Annotated in this window: 11 protein-coding genes; 7 read left to right on the top strand and 4 right to left on the bottom strand. The window is 75.9% G+C overall.

The genetic code is table 11. The annotated features are described in order from the left end of the window. Positions 1-9 precede the first annotated feature (9 nt). On the bottom strand, positions 10-1,005 hold the full coding sequence (locus tag ACFU9A_RS05870) for a LacI family DNA-binding transcriptional regulator (RefSeq protein WP_430574317.1): 996 nt from the start codon (positions 1,003-1,005) through the stop codon (positions 10-12). A 196-nt stretch (positions 1,006-1,201) separates the two neighbouring features. Between ACFU9A_RS05870 and uxaC the strand changes: the two genes are divergently transcribed. From uxaC to ACFU9A_RS05850, 4 genes are read left to right on the top strand one after another with little or no spacing between them, the layout of a single operon-like run. Then, the gene (gene uxaC, locus ACFU9A_RS05865; protein ID WP_430574316.1) at positions 1,202-2,620 is read left to right on the top strand and encodes a glucuronate isomerase; all 1,419 of its coding nucleotides are present in this window, start codon (positions 1,202-1,204) and stop codon (positions 2,618-2,620) included. 50 nt (positions 2,621-2,670) lie between these two features. Next, positions 2,671-3,807, top strand: a complete 1,137-nt coding sequence (locus tag ACFU9A_RS05860; RefSeq protein WP_430575346.1) for a mannonate dehydratase — start codon at positions 2,671-2,673, stop codon at positions 3,805-3,807. A gap of 49 nt (positions 3,808-3,856) precedes the next feature. After that, entirely contained in the window at positions 3,857-5,980 is a 2,124-nt protein-coding gene (locus tag ACFU9A_RS05855) for an alpha-glucuronidase (RefSeq protein ID WP_430574315.1), read from the top strand. 46 nt (positions 5,981-6,026) lie between these two features. Continuing rightward, positions 6,027-7,496 (top strand): serine hydrolase domain-containing protein, encoded by a 1,470-nt coding sequence (locus tag ACFU9A_RS05850; RefSeq protein WP_430574314.1) that lies wholly within the window; start codon positions 6,027-6,029, stop codon positions 7,494-7,496. 19 nt (positions 7,497-7,515) lie between these two features. Here the strand turns inward: ACFU9A_RS05850 and ACFU9A_RS05845 are convergent, their stop codons facing one another. Together ACFU9A_RS05845 and ACFU9A_RS05840 are read right to left on the bottom strand one after the other, a co-directional pair. Beyond that, on the bottom strand, positions 7,516-8,193 hold the full coding sequence (locus ACFU9A_RS05845) for a response regulator (protein ID WP_430574313.1): 678 nt from the start codon (positions 8,191-8,193) through the stop codon (positions 7,516-7,518). After that, complete coding sequence (locus ACFU9A_RS05840; protein ID WP_430574312.1) at positions 8,190-9,020, bottom strand: sensor histidine kinase; 831 nt, start codon at positions 9,018-9,020, stop codon at positions 8,190-8,192. Before ACFU9A_RS05840 ends, ACFU9A_RS05845 begins: the two co-directional genes overlap by 4 nt. Positions 9,021-9,251: 231 nt before the next feature. Here ACFU9A_RS05840 and ACFU9A_RS05835 point away from each other — a divergent pair, with 231 nt between their 5' ends. Genes ACFU9A_RS05835 through ACFU9A_RS05825 form a run of 3 tightly spaced genes read left to right on the top strand, consistent with a single transcriptional unit; the run spans position 9,252 to position 12,423 of the window. Further along, complete coding sequence (locus tag ACFU9A_RS05835) at positions 9,252-10,643, top strand: FAD-binding oxidoreductase (protein ID WP_430574311.1); 1,392 nt, start codon at positions 9,252-9,254, stop codon at positions 10,641-10,643. Then, a complete protein-coding gene (locus ACFU9A_RS05830) occupies positions 10,640-11,593 on the top strand; it encodes an ATP-binding cassette domain-containing protein (RefSeq protein WP_430574310.1) in 954 nt (317 codons plus the stop codon). Before ACFU9A_RS05835 ends, ACFU9A_RS05830 begins: the two co-directional genes overlap by 4 nt. Continuing rightward, complete coding sequence (locus ACFU9A_RS05825) at positions 11,590-12,423, top strand: ABC transporter permease (RefSeq protein WP_430574309.1); 834 nt, start codon at positions 11,590-11,592, stop codon at positions 12,421-12,423. Before ACFU9A_RS05830 ends, ACFU9A_RS05825 begins: the two co-directional genes overlap by 4 nt. Positions 12,424-12,430: 7 nt before the next feature. On the opposite strand, the gene ACFU9A_RS05820 is transcribed toward ACFU9A_RS05825, so the two are convergent. Further along, positions 12,431-14,491 (bottom strand): beta-galactosidase, encoded by a 2,061-nt coding sequence (locus ACFU9A_RS05820; protein ID WP_430574308.1) that lies wholly within the window; start codon positions 14,489-14,491, stop codon positions 12,431-12,433. Positions 14,492-14,534 lie beyond the last annotated feature (43 nt).

The following is a 14,534-nucleotide window of genomic DNA, read 5'->3' as shown; positions in this document are numbered from 1 at the left end:
TCTTCTCGGTCAGGTGCCCGCGGCGGGCGGGGCCGCCGGGGGCGGGGCGGTCGAGCCGCGCACGACGAGCTCCACGGGGAGCGTCGCCACGACGTCGCCGCCGTCGTCCGCGCGGGCCGCCAGGCGGTCGACGGCGGCCCTGCCCGCGCCGCGCAGGTCGGTGCGCAGCGTGGTCAGCGGGGGCGACGTCAGCTCGGCGACGTACGCGTCGTCGCACCCCACGACCGACAGGTCGCCCGGCACCTCGAGGCCCCGGACCCGGACGCGCTCGACGAGGCCCACCGCCACGAGGTCGTTGAAGGTCACCACCGCGGTCGCGCCGGACGCGAGGACCAGGTCGGCGGCGGCGTGCCCCCCGGCCACCTGCGGGCGGTGCGGCCCCAGCTCGACCAGGTCGACGTCGTGCAGCCGCGCGGCCGCGGCCCGGAGCCCGTCCCGACGCCGCCCGTCGGACCAGGAGCTCTCGGGCCCGCCGACGTACGCGACCTTCCGGTGGCCCAGCGCCCGGAGGTGCTCGAGCGCCCGGAACATGCCCGTGCCGTGGTCGGCGACCACCGAGGGGACGCCGTCGACCTCGTGGTTGACGAGGACGACGGGGCGACCGCCGAGCGCGGCGACGGACCGCTCGACGGAGCGGGGGGAGCACAGGACGAGGCCGTCCGTCTGGGGCGCGAGCCCGGCGACGGCCTCCGTCTCGAGGTCCGGGTCCTCGTCGGAGTCGACGACGAACAGGCCCAGGCCGCGTTCCCGCGCCCGCGCCTGCGCGCCCTTCGCGATCGCGGCGAAGTAGGGGTTGGCGAGGTCCGGCACGACGAGCCCGAGGGCGCCGGTGCGGCCGGCGCGCAGCACGCTCGCGGCGCGGTTGGGCCGGTACCCGAGCTCGCGGGCCGCGGCGGTGACGCGGTCGCGCGTCGACGGCGCGACCCGCTCCGGCGCCGCGAGCGCCCGCGACACCGTCGAGATCGAGACGCCGGCCGCGCGTGCGACGTCGTGCACCGTGACCACGGCGACCACCTCCCTCCGACGGACCTCCGGACGACCGACGACGGCGGGCCGGCGCGGGTGCGAACGTTTGCCAGATCGTCCCACACCCCGCCGCACGCCGTCTCCCCCGTCTCACGCATCGAGGTGAATCCGCGACGCCGCGCGACACCCGTTACGATGCAAACGTTCGCACGATCTCGACGACGAGGAGCCCCCGGTGACCGAGCGCTGGACCCTGCACCCCGACCGGGCGCTGCCCGCCGACCCCGTCGCGCGGCCGCTGGCCCGCGAGATCTACGCCGCGGTGCAGGACCTGCCGATCGTCTCGATGCACGGCCACGTGCCCGTCGAGTGGTTCGCCGACGACGCGTCGTTCGGCGACCCCGCGCAGCTCGTCGTGGTGCCCGACCACTACCTCACGCGCATGCTCGTCTCCCAGGGCGAGACGCTGCCCCGCCTCGGCGTCGGGTCCACCGCCGACGAGGACGCCGAGGCCGACCCGCGCGAGATCTGGCGCCGCTTCTGCGCCGGCTGGAAGCACTTCCGCGGCACGCCCACGCGCTACTGGCTGGAGCACGTGCTCGTCGAGATCCTCGGCGTCACGCAGCGGCCGTCGGCCGAGACCGCCGACGCGCTCTACGACCAGGTGGCGGCGCGCATCGCCGACCCGGGCTTCCGGCCCCGCGCCCTGCTGGACGCGTTCGACATCGAGGTCATCGCCACGACCGACCCCGCCTGGGCCACCCTCGACGCCCACGCCAAGCTCGCCGCGGACGGCTACGGCGAGCGCGTCCTGCCGACGTTCCGCCCCGACCCGCTGCTGCACCTCGACCGCGCCACGTGGCGGGAGGACGTCGCCCGCCTGGGCGAGGCGGCGGACGTCGACGTCACGTCCTACGACCGCTACCTCGAGGCCCTGCGCGCCCAGCGCGAGCGCTTCGTCGCGGCGGGCGCGCGCGCCACGGACCACGGCCACCTCTCCGCCGACACCACGCCCCTGGACGACGCCGACGCGCGGCGCATCCTCGACAAGGCGCTCGCCGGCACGGTCACCGCCGCCGAGGCGCAGGCGTTCAGCGGGCACATGCTGTTCCAGATGGCCGCGATGTCGGCGGAGGACGGCCTGGTCATGCAGCTGCACCCGGGCGTGCTGCGCGACCACGCCGACGCCCCGTTCGCCGCGTTCGGCCCGGACAAGGGCTACGACATCCCCGTCGTCACGGAGTTCACGCGCTCCCTGCGCCCGGTGCTCGACGCGTTCGGCCACCACCCGGGCCTGCGGCTCATCGCGTTCACCGTGGACGAGGACGTGTACTCGCGCGAGCTCGCGCCGCTGGCGGGCGTCTACCCGGCCCTGCGCCTCGGCGCGCCGTGGTGGTTCCTCGACGCCCCGGACGCCATGCGGCGGTTCCGCGAGTCGGCCACGGAGACCGCCGGCTTCAGCAACATGAGCGGCTTCGTCGACGACACGCGCGCCTTCTGCTCCATCCCGGCGCGGCACGACCTGGCCCGCCGCATCGACGCCGGCTACCTGGCGCGCCTCGTGGCGGAGCACCGCCTGGACCTGGACGAGGCCCTCGACGTCGCCGTCGACCTCGCCTACCGCCTGCCCCAGGCGGCCTACGCCCGCCCCTGATCCTTGCCGGTGGGCGACGAACGACGAGCACGAGGAGCAGCACGGTGAAGATGGGTTTCCGCTGGTACGGCGAGGGCAACGACACGGTCACGCTGGACCACATCCGCCAGATCCCTGGCGTGGAGACGGTGGTGTGGAGCCTGCACCAGAAGCAGGCCGGCGAGGTGTGGGAGCAGGAGGAGATCGACGCGGAGATCGCGCGCATCACCGGGCTCTCCGCCGAGGCGCGCGCCCGCGGCGTGACCCGCACCCTGGACGCGGAGGTGGTCGAGTCGGTCAACGTGCACGAGTCGATCAAGCTGGGCCGCACGGTGCTGGGGCTCGGCCGCGACGAGGCGATCGAGAACTACGTGACCACGATCCGGCGGCTGGGGAAGGCCGGCGTGAAGGTGGTCTGCTACAACTTCATGCCCGTCTTCGACTGGCTGCGCACCGACCTGTGGCACCCGCTGCCCGACGGCTCCACCGCCCTGTTCTTCGAGCGGGCCGTCGTGGACGGGATGACGCCCGAGGGCCTCATCGCCGACATGGCCGCCGGGTCCCACGGCCTGACGCTGCCGGGCTGGGAGCCCGAGCGCCTCGCGGGCTTCACGGAGCTCAACGCGGCCTACGAGGGCGTCACGCACGAGGACATGTACGCGAACTACCGGTACTTCCTCGACGCCGTGGTCCCGGCCGCCGAGGAGGCCGGGGTCAGGCTGGGCGTGCACCCGGACGACCCGCCGTTCGACGTCTTCGGCTGGCCGCGCGTCGTGTCCACGCCGGAGGACCTGCAGCGCGTGCTGGACCTGCACCCGAGCCCGCACCACGGCCTCACCCTGTGCCTCGGGAGCTTCTCGGCGAACCCCGCCCAGGCCCCGCTGGCCGCGGCCACCGTGCGCCGCTTCATGGACCGCATCCACTTCACCCACGTGCGCAACATCAAGCACTTCCCGAACGGCGACTTCTCCGAGGTGGCCCACCGGGCGTGCGAGGGCGACGTCGACACGACCGGGATCATGAAGGCGTACGCCGAGGCCGGCTACACCGGGTACGTGCGGCCCGACCACGGCCGCCACCTGTGGGACGAGAACACCACCAACAAGCCGCGCCCCGGCTACGGCCTGTACGACCGCGCGCTCGGCATCCAGTACCTGCTCGGCGCGTGGGACGCGTTCCGCTACACCGCGCCCGACGCCGGCGCCTGAGCCCGCACCGCACACCGAGCCCGCACGTACCGCACCGAGGAGACCGACGGTGAATTCCGAAAACGTTGTCGACGCCGCGCCGCACCCGGCCTGGCTGCCCGACGGCGCGCTGGCCGCCGTCGGACGCCGCCGCCTCACGCTCCGCACCCCGGACCTGCCGGGCCCAGCGCACGGTGTTCCCCGCCCTCGTCCCGACGGCTCGCCGGAGGTGGTGGCCACGCTGCGCGCCGAGCTGGACCGCGCGACGACGGCGCACGGCGGGGCCGTCGTCGACCCGGGCGGCTCCCCCGACCTCGTGCTCGCCCTCGTGGCATCGAGCGTGCCGACTTCGTCCTCGAACGGCCGGAACGAGGATCATGTCAGCACGCTCGATGCCGAGGCGGGGGCGGCCGGGTTCCGGTTCGTGCGCTCGGCCGGCCGGGTCACGGTCACCGCTGCCACGCCGACGGCGCTGCTGCACGGGTGGTTCCACGCGGTGCGGCTCGGGGAGGCGGCGTTCGCGGGGCCCGACGCCGACGAGCACCACGCCCCCGCCTTCGCGCTGCGCGTGCTGGACCACTGGGACAACGTGGACGTGCACCCGGTCATGGGGCAGGTCGAGCGGGGGTACTCCGGCGGGTCGGTCTTCTACGACGACGGCCGGGTCCGCGCGGACCTGTCCCGCGTCACGACCTACGCGCGCCTGCTCGCCGCGACCGGGATCGACCGGGTCTGCGTCAACAACGTCAACGTGCACGCCCGCGAGGCGCGGCTGCTCACCGACGACCTGCCGGAGGTGGCCCGGATCGCCGCCGCGCTGCGGCCGTACGGCGTGCGCACCCACCTCGCGGTGAGCTTCGCCGCGCCGATGACGCTCGGCGGGCTGCCGACGTCCGACCCCCTCGACGCGGACGTGCGCGCCTGGTGGCGCGCGGCGGCGGACCGCGTCTGGGCGGCGGTCCCGGACTTCGGCGGCTTCGTCGTCAAGGCCGACTCGGAGGGCCAGCCCGGCCCGTTCGCCTACGGGCGCGACCACGCGGACGGCGCGAACGCGCTGGCCGAGGCCGTGGCCCCGCACGGCGGCGTCGTGCACTGGCGGGCGTTCGTCTACGACCACAGGCAGGACTGGCGCGACCGCTCCACCGACCGCGCCCGGGCCGCCTACGACCACTTCGCGCCGCTGGACGGCCGGTTCGCCGAGAACGTCGTGCTGCAGGTCAAGCACGGGCCGATGGACTTCCAGACCCGCGAGCCCGTCTCCCCCGTGCTCGCCGCGATGCCGGGCACCCGGGTGGCGCTCGAGCTGCAGGTCACGCAGGAGTACACCGGCCAGCAGCGGCACGCGGTCTACCTCGCGCCCTGGTGGCGCGAGAGCCTCGCCTTCCGGCCGTGGGGCGAGGGCGACGAGGGCGGCCCCGCGGTGCGCGACCTCGTCGCGTCCGGCGGCGTCGCGGCCGTGTCGAACGTGGGCGACGACCGGTTCTGGACGGGGCACCCGCTGGCGCAGGCGAACCTCTACGCCTTCGGGCGGCTGGCGTGGGACCCGACGCTCGACCCGTCGGCGCTGCTCGACGAGTGGGTCTCCCTGACGTTCGCGCGCCCGGACGGGACGGTCGAGCCGCGGGTCCGCGAGGTGCTGCACGCGGTGCTCGACGACTCGTGGCGCACCTACGAGTCGTACACGGCGCCGCTCGGCGTGGGCTTCATGGTGCGGCCCGGGCACCACTACGGCCCCGACGTCGACGGGTACGAGTACACGCCGTGGGGCACGTACCACTTCGCGGACCGCGACGGGGTCGGCGTGGACCGCACCCGCGCCACCGGCACGGGGTTCACCGGCCAGTACCCGGCGCCGTGGCGCGACGTGTACGAGGACGTCGCGACCTGCCCCGACGAGCTCCTGCTCTTCTTCCACCACGTGCCGTACTCGCACGTGCTGCACAGCGGGGTCACCGTGGTCCAGCACGTCTACGACTCCCGGTCCGAGGGCGTGGAGCGGGTGCGCGGTGCCGTCGCGGCCTGGGAGTCGCTCGCCGACCTCGTGCCGGACGCCGTCCCCGCGGACGTCGACGCGCGGGTCCGTGACCGCCTCGCCGAGCAGCTGCGCTCGGCCGTCGAGTGGCGCGACCAGGTCAGCACGTACTTCCTGCGCAAGTCGGGGGTTCCCGACGCCCGCGGCCGCACGATCTACTGAGCCCCGACCACCACCGCACCGCACCACTCCGAGGGAGCACGCCCGCATGACCACCCCGACGCCGGAGTCCCTCGGGATCTCCCCGGCCGCCGTCCTCGACCTGCTCGACGACCTGGAGGCGCCGGGCCTGGACCCGCACGCCCTGGTGGTCGCGCGGCACGGCGTCCCGGTGGCCCGCGGCACGTGGGCGCCGTACCGCGCCGACCTGCCGGGGCTCGTCTACTCGGTGTCGAAGACGTTCACGGCGATCGCGGTGGGGCACCTGGTGGCCGAGGGCGCGCTCTCACCCGACGACCTGGCCGGGTCGCTGCTGGGCCGGCCCACGGACTCCGGGATCACGGTGCGGCACCTGCTCACCATGAACACGGGGCACACGGCGGAGCAGGTCGCGGAGATCGGCTTCGACTCCGCCCGGCTGCTCGCCACCCCGCCCGCGCACGCCCCCGGCACGCACTTCGTCTACAACTCGCCGGCGTCGATGGCGCTGTCCTCGGTGGTCACGACGCTCACCGGCGAGCGCCTCACCGACTACCTCCGCCCGCGCGTGCTGGACCCGCTCGGCATCCGCGGCTCCTGGTGGGTGGGGCACCGCGACGGCGCGCTCGACATCGACCAGGGGTTCTCGGGCCTGCACGTCACGGTGGAGGACGTCGCGCGGCTGGCGGTGGCGCTGGCCGACGGCGGCCGGTACGACGGCGCGCAGGTGGTGCCCGCCGCCTGGCTGGCCGAGATGCGGCAGCCCTGGTCGGACAACGCGGAGGAGCCCGGCGCCGACCACGACTGGGCGCGCGGGTACGGCTACCAGGTGTGGCGCAGCCGCCACGGCTTCCGCGCCGACGGCGCGTACGGGCAGTTCGGCCTCGCCGTGCCGGAGCTCGGCCTCGCGATCGGGTACCTCGGCGCCACCCGGACCACGGACCGCGTGCTCGCGGCGTTCTGGCGGTTCGCCGACCGCCTGGAGGACGGCCCGCTCGCGCCCGACGAGGCTGCGGCCGCCCGGTTGCGGGCCCGCCTCGCGACCCTCGACACGTGGCCCGGACGGGTCGACCCCGACCCGGAGCCCACGCCGGCGGAGCGGATCTCCCCGGTCCCGTGGACGCTGCTCCCCGCGGACGGGGAGCCCGGCACGTGGCGCGTCGACGTCGGCGGGCACGTCCTCACCGCGACCGACCGGGGCTGGACCACGCACGTCGTGCCGTGGCCCGACGGCAGCGGTGACGCGCGGCCGGGCGCCGAGCACGACCCCGTCCCCGACCCGGTGCTCGTCCTCGCGGTGCGGGCGCGGGCCGGCGACGACGGCGCTGGGCAGCCCGAAAGCACGGTGCAGCCCGACAGCACCGTGCAGCTCGACGTCGTGATCCCGACGTCGCCGCACCGCCTGGTGGCGCGCGGCCCCGCGCCGGCCCCGGACGGCGGGCAGCGCCTCGACCTCGCGTGGACGACGACGCCGCTGTGGCGGCCGGCGCTGTCGACGCTCGTCGTCCCGGGCGCGACGGCACGGGGGCTGCCGCGCTGACCAGCGGCGCGGCGCGCGGCTACCTCGCGTCGGCCCCGCGCGAGCGCGGCGAGACGATCCCGGACTCGTAGGCGAACACCACGAGCTGGGCGCGGTCGCGCGCGCCGAGCTTGGTCATGGCCCGGCTGACGTGCGTCTTCGCCGTCAGGGGGCTGAGCACCATGCGCCCGGCGATCTCGTCGTTGGACAGCCCGTGGGCGACGAGGGCCACGACCTCCCGCTCGCGGGGCGTGAGGAGCCCGAGCCCGTCGGCGCCGACGGCGTCCGGCGGGCGGGCGACGAACTCGCTGATCAGCCGGCGCGTGATCGCCGGGGAGAGCAGGGCGTCGCCCCGCACGGCGGCGCGCACGGCCTCCAGCAGGTCGGCGGGCTCCGTGTCCTTCACGACGAACCCGCACGCCCCCGCCCGCAGCGCCTCGAACACGTACTCGTCGACGCCGTAATTGGTCAGCATCACCACGTGCACGCCGGTCAGCGCGTCGTCGGCGGCGATCTCCCGGGTGGCGGCGATGCCGTCGAGCCCGGGCATCTGCACGTCCATGAGGACGACGTCGGGCCGCAGCTCGCGCGCCAGGCGCACGCCGTCGCGCCCGTCGGCACCCTCGGCGACCACCTCGACGTCGTCCTCCGCGTCGAGCAGCGCGCGGATGCCGGAGCGAATGAGGGCCTGGTCGTCGACGAGGCCGACGCGGATCACGCGCGGGCCGCCGGCTCGCCGGTCGCGGGCGCCGCCGCCGGTGCGGCCGCGGGCCGTGCGGGCGGCACGGGCAGCGGGAGGGTGACGCGCACCGAGAACCCGCCGTCGGCCCCGGGCCCGGCGCGCAGGGTGCCGCCGAGGGCGACGACGCGCTCGCGCATGCCGGTCAGCCCGTGCCCGGGCTCCGGGTCCCCGGGCGAGCCGCGGCCGTCGTCGTCGACCTGGAGGGTGAGCTCCCGGTCCGCGAACGCCACGCGCACGGTCGCGGCGGCCGCGGGCCCGCCGTGCCGGGCGACGTTGGTGAGCGCCTCCTGCACCACCCGGTAGGCGGCCTGGTCGGTCTCGGCCGGCAGGGTGCGCCGGTCGCCGACCACCCGCACGGTGGTGGGCACGCCCGCGCCCTCAGCCCGGTCGACGAGGGCCTCGAGCCGGTCGATGCCGTTCCCGTTGGGCTCGCCGTCGCGCCGCAGCACGTCGAGCGTCGAGCGCAGCTCGCGGGCGGCGTCCGTGCTCGCCTCCTGGATCGCGAGCAGCGCGGGCGGCGGCTCCTCGCCCCGCTTGCGGGCCAGGTGCGCGGCGACGCCCGCCTGCACCTTGATCACGGAGATGCTGTGGGTCAGGGAGTCGTGCAGCTCGCGCGCGATGCGCAGCCGCTCCTCCACGGCGCGGCGCCGGGCCACCTCGTCCCGCGTGCGCTCGGCGTCCTCGGCCCGCTGCTCGACCTCGCGCACGTACGCCCGCCACTGGAGCACCGCCACCCCGGCGACGCCGAGGGAGACCAGCCAGCCCGCCGCGAGGATCCGCTCCCGTGCCCGTCCCGTTCCCATCCCGGCAGCGTAGGTGCGCCGCGTCGGCCGCCGCATCCGGCGCGGGGAGGCGTCCCCGCCTGCTCCCTGCGCAGTAGCCGGACGCCGCCCGGCCGCCCTCCCGGGTAGCCGCAGGTGTCGCCGACGGGCGGACGCGCCGGGGGTGCCCGGCCGCGAAGGATCGGGACCACGGATCGACGCACGACGACGACGCACGACGACGACGCACGACCGACCCCGAGGAGCACCGCCATGAGCATCCAGGCACCCCGCCGCACCCCCGCCCCCACCGCTGTCGGCACCGGGCTGGGCGACGTCCTCGTCCCCGGTGACGAGGGGTACGACGACGCACGACGCACCGTCTTCGCCACCGGCACCCCCGCCCTGGTGGTGCGGCCCCGCGGGGAGGCCGAGGTGGCCGCCGCGCTGGCGTACGCCGCCCGCGAGGGGCTGGCCCTGTCCGTCCGCTCGGGCGGGCACGGCCTCACCGGCCACGCCACGAACGACGGCGGGATGGTGGTGGACCTTCGCCACCTGGACGCGGTCGAGGTGGTGGACCCGCACCGGCACGTGGTGCGGGTGGGCGCCGGAGCCACCTGGGGCAAGGTCGCCGCGGCGCTCGCCCCGCACGGCCTCGGCGTCACCGCCGGCGACACGGCCGGCGTCGGCGTCGGCGGCCTCGCGCTCGGCGGCGGCGTCGGGTGGATGGTGCGCCGGCACGGCCTGGCGGTGGACGCCATGGTCGCCGCGCGGGTCGTCCTCGCCGACGGGCGCACGCTGGTCGTGGGCCCGGACCGGCACGCCGGCCTCTTCTGGGCGCTGCGCGGCGGCGGCGGCAACTTCGGGGTGGTGACCAGCCTCGACCTCGTCGCGGCGCGCGTGGGCGACGTCCGGTTCGGGTCGCTCGCGTTCGCGCCCGACGACCCGGCCCGCCTCGTCGCGGGCTGGCGCGACGCCCTGCGCGCCGCCGACGAGGAGCTGAGCAGCACGCTCGTGCTCTCCCCCGCGACGGGCGGGCGCCCCGCCGCGGTGACGGCGCTGGTCTGCGCGTCCCACGACGACCCCACGGCCGCCGACCGGTCGATCGAGCCGCTGCGGCGCCTGGGCACCCTGCTGGCCGACGACGTCGCGACCGTGCCGTACGCCGCCGTCCTCGCCCCGGGCGGGCACCACCCGGCGAGCGCGCGCCTGGTCGGGCGCAACGCGCTGGTGCCGCGGCTCGACGACGCCGCGGTGGCGGCCGTCGTCGCCGCGTTCGAGGGTGACCACCCCACCGCGCTCGGCCTGCGGGCCCTGGGCGGCGCCTTCTCGCGGGTGCTGCCCGACGAGACCGCGTTCGCCCACCGCGACGCCGAGGTGCTGGTGGTGGGCGGGGTCGTGGTGCCCGCGGACGCCCCGGACGCCGCCGTCGAGGAGGCGCTCACCGGGTGGCGCGGCGTCGCCGCCCACGGCACCGGCGCCTACGTGAACTTCCAGGGCACCGCCACGGAGGCCGACCTGCACGCGGCCTACCCGCCCGCCACGCTCGCCCGGCTGCGGGCCGTCAAGCGCGCCTACGACCCCGGCAACCTGTTCGCGCGCAACCTCAACGTGGCCCCCGTGGCCCCCGTCGCCCCCGTGACCGGCGGGGAGGCGTCGTCGTGAGCGCCGCGTTCGAGGCCGAGGGGCTCGTCAAGACGTTCGGCACGACGACGGCGCTCGACGGCGTCGACCTGCGCGCCGAGCGCGGCACGGTGCTCGGCGTGCTGGGCCCCAACGGCGCCGGGAAGACCACCGCCATCCGCGTCCTCGCCACGCTGCTGCGGGCCGACGCCGGCCGCGCGGTCGTCGACGGCCTCGACGTGGCCCGCGACCCGGTGGCCGTGCGCCGCCGCATCGGCCTGACCGGCCAGTACGCCACCGTGGACGAGGACCTCACGGGCGCCGAGAACCTCGTCCTGTTCGGCCGGCTGCTCGACCTGCCCACGGCCGAGGCCCGCGCCCGCGCCGCGCGGCTGCTGGACCGGTTCGGCCTCGCCGACGCCGGCGGGCGGCGCGCGTCCACCTACTCGGGCGGGATGCGCCGCCGCCTCGACCTGGCCGCGAGCCTCGTGGGCTCCCCGAGCATCCTGTTCCTCGACGAGCCCACCACCGGCCTCGACCCCGGCAAGCGCGAGGAGCTGTGGCAGACCATCCGGTCGCTGGCCGACGACGGCACCACCGTGCTGCTCACCACGCAGTACCTCGAGGAGGCCGACGCGCTGGCCGACGAGATCACCGTGATCGACGAGGGCCGCGTCATCGCGCACGACACCCCCGCGGGGCTGAAGCAGCAGGTGGGCGGGCAGACCGTGGTCGTGCGGCCGCGCGACCCGGCCCTCGCCGGCGCGGCGGCGGACGTCGTCGCGCGCGCCACCGGCACCCCGCCCGCACGCCCCCGCGGCGGCGTCGTCACGACGTCCGTGGACGACGAGCGCACGTTCGCCGCCGTCGTCCGCGGCCTCGAGGACGCCGGGGTCGCCGTCACCGAGGTGGCGCTGCGGCTGCCCAGCCTCGACGAGGTCTTCTTCGCCCTGACCGCCGGGCGACGCACCACCCCGAAGGAGGACTCATGACCGGCACCGCCACGGTCGCGACGACCGCACCCGGCACCCGGAGCACCGCCGCGGGCGACCGCCCCCGCCGGTGGCCGCTCGTGCGCCACAGCCTCGCGCTGGCCCGCCGCAACCTGGTCAAGACGCGGCGCAACCCGGGCGAGCTCGTCGACGCGGTGATCCTGCCCGTCGTCTTCCTCGTGCTGTTCGTCTACCTGTTCGGCGGCGCCGTCGCCGGGTCGACGCACGCGTACCTGCAGTACCTGTTCCCCGGGATCCTCGTGCTCACGACGGTGCTCACGGGGCAGGTCGCGACCGGGCTGAGCATCGTGCAGGACATGAAGAAAGGCGTCTTCGACCGGTTCCGCAGCATGCCGGTGCCGCGCGCCTCCATGCTGCTGGGGTCGGTGCTGGCCGACGCCGTCCGCTACGTCATCGCCCTCGCCGTGCTGTTCGGCGTCGGGTACGCGCTCGGCTTCCGCGTCGAGACGGGGCTGCTGCCCACGCTGGCCGCGTGCGGCCTCGCGATCGTGCTGGGCTTCTCGCTGAGCTGGCTCACCGTGCTCGTCGCCGTGCTGCTGCGCGACGAGGTCATGGTCTCCACGGTCGGCTTCCTGCTGCCCTTCCCGCTCGTGTTCGGCACCGGCATGGCCGCCCCGGTCGAGACCATGCCCGGCTGGCTGCAGTCGTGGGCCGCGGTGAACCCCGTGAGCCGCGCGATCGAGGCCGGCCAGGGCCTGCTGCTCGGCGGGCCGGTCGCCGGGGCGGTGACCGCCACCCTGCTGTGGAGCGGCGCGTTCCTCCTCGTCTTCGGCTCCGCCGCCGTCCTCGTCTACCGCCGGGTCGTCTGACCGGTGACTACCGCGGCGGGTCCTCGCGGAGGACGACGACGTCGGTCGGCTCCAGGTGCAGCGTCTCCCCCGCCTCGACGCGGCGACCGGTGAGCAGGTCCGTGCCGGACGCGTGGGCGGCGACGTCGACGGCGGCGACGGCGTGGTTGAGCACGAACGCGGTCCGGGCCCCGTCGGCGCCGGCGCGCACGGCGAGCTCCACGTCGTCGGCGTCGGCGTACGGGCCGACCAGACCGTGCCGGTCGAGCACGCGGCGCACCACCCAGCCGGTGCCGACGTCGTCGAGCGCCGTCGCGACGTACCAGGCCTCGCCGGCCCCCTCCCCGCCAGGGCGGTGCCTCGTGACGGCGGGCGTCCCGGCGTAGAACTCCGCGCCGTAGGTGCCGACGACCTCCGCGGCCCCGGGCACCACGACCTCGAAGACGAGGGAGCCGTCCGCGACGGCGTCGTCGCCCGTGCCGTCCTTGAGGGTGACGGGGTTGGTGACGCCGGGCTCGGCGGAGTCGGTCTCCTCGACGCGCAGGCCGAACAGCGGGCCCAGCGGGCCGGGCGCGTCCATGAGGAAGGCGTTGGCGTCCTCGTCGGCCCGGCCGGACCAGTACGACGCGAGCACCGAGCCGCCGCGCGCGACGACGCCCTCCAGCCGCGCGGCGACGTCGCCCTTGAGCACGTGCAGCATCGGGGCGAGCACGACGTCGTACGGCGTCAGGTCCGCCGTCACCGGCACGACGTCCACCTGCGCGCCCGCCTGCCACAGCGCGCGGTAGTAGGCCAGCACGGTGTCGACGTACCGCGCGTGCCGGTTGAAGCCGTCCGTCATCTCGGCGGCCCACCAGGAGTCCCAGTCGAAGAGCAGGGCGACGCGGGCGGGCGTGCGCGCGCCGAGGACGGCGTCGCCCAGCGCGTCGAGCTCGGCGCCCAGCGCGGCGACCTCGCGGAAGGCGCGCGTGTCGGTGCGGCCGGCGTGGTCGAGGACGGCGCCGTGGTACTTCTCGCACGCGCCCTTCGACTGCCGCATCTGGAAGTACAGGACGGCGTCGGCGCCGTGCGCGACGGCCTGCCACGACCACAGCCGCAGCACGCCCGGCCGCTTCACCGGGTTGACGTCGCGCGACGCGGTGATGGTGGGCGTCTGCTCCATGACCCAGAACGGCGCGCCGTCCTTGAGCCCGCGCATGACGTCGTGGGCCAGCGCCATGCGCGCGTGCTCGCGCTGGCCGGGCGGGTAGTTGTCCCAGGAGGCGAAGTCGAGGTCGGCGGCCCACCGGTGGTAGTCGACCGGCCGGAACATCCCCATGAAGTTGGTGGTCACGGGGGTCGTGGCGTCGTGCACCCGGATGCGGGCCTTCTCGTCGCGGAAGTTGGCGAGCATCGCGTCGGACATGAACCGCCGGTAGTCGAGCGTGATGCCCTGGAAGGCCGTGTGGTCGGGCCCGCGCCAGTGCTCGCTGAGCATGTTGGGCGGCACGATCTGCTCCCAGTCGCTGAACGTGTGCGACCAGAACGCCGCGTTCCACGCCTCGTTGAGCCGCTCGAGCGTGCCGTAGCGGGCGCGCAGCCAGTCCCGGAAGCCAGCGGCGCAGAGTTCGCACCAGCAGCCGCCGTCGAACCCGCCGTACTCGTTGCCGACGTGCCAGGCCACGAGCCCGGGCGTGCCCGCGTACCGCTCGGCGATCCGGCCGGCGAGCTCGGCGGACAGGCGCCGGTACACCGGCGAGCTCGGGCAGGCGTTGTGCCGCTGCCCGTACACGTGCCGCCGGCCCTGGAAGTCGGTGCGCTCCACCTCGGGGTACCGGTGCGCGAGCCACGGCGGCAGCGCGCCGGTGGCCGTCGCGAGCACGACGTCGCGCCCGCCCGCCACGGCGCGCGCGACGACCTCGTCGAGCAGCGCGAAGTCGTAGGTGTCCTCGTCCGGCTGCAGCGTCGCCCACGAGAAGACGTTGAGCGTCACCGTGTCGATCGACGCCAGGTCGAACGCGGCGTAGTCGGCCTCCCACACCTCCCGCGGCCACTGCTCGGGGTTGTAGTCGCCGCCGTAGCGGATCTTGGGGGCGCGGGGGTCGGGCATCGCGGGGCTCCAGGGTCGGGGTCGCGGGCGGTGGGTACGGGTC

Origin of the sequence: Isoptericola sp. NPDC057653, from assembly GCF_042799955.1 — a bacterium.
GTDB lineage: Bacteria > Actinomycetota > Actinomycetes > Actinomycetales > Cellulomonadaceae > Isoptericola.
The sequence above is the reverse complement of the archived record's forward strand: the minus strand, read 5'-3'. Positions and strand labels throughout refer to the sequence as shown.

Bases quoted from the DNA above. Each gene is read 5' to 3' on its own strand.
- ACFU9A_RS05860 (WP_430575346.1), top strand. From the start codon at position 2,671: ATGGGTTTCCGCTGGTACGGCGAGGGCAACGACACGGTCACGCTGGAC.
- ACFU9A_RS05850 (WP_430574314.1), top strand. From the start codon at position 6,027: ATGACCACCCCGACGCCGGAGTCCCTCGGGATCTCCCCGGCCGCCGTC.
- ACFU9A_RS05840 (WP_430574312.1), bottom strand. From the start codon at position 9,020: ATGGGAACGGGACGGGCACGGGAGCGGATCCTCGCGGCGGGCTGGCTG.
- ACFU9A_RS05835 (WP_430574311.1), top strand. From the start codon at position 9,252: ATGAGCATCCAGGCACCCCGCCGCACCCCCGCCCCCACCGCTGTCGGC.
- ACFU9A_RS05825 (WP_430574309.1), top strand. From the start codon at position 11,590: ATGACCGGCACCGCCACGGTCGCGACGACCGCACCCGGCACCCGGAGC.
- ACFU9A_RS05820 (WP_430574308.1), bottom strand. From the start codon at position 14,491: ATGCCCGACCCCCGCGCCCCCAAGATCCGCTACGGCGGCGACTACAAC.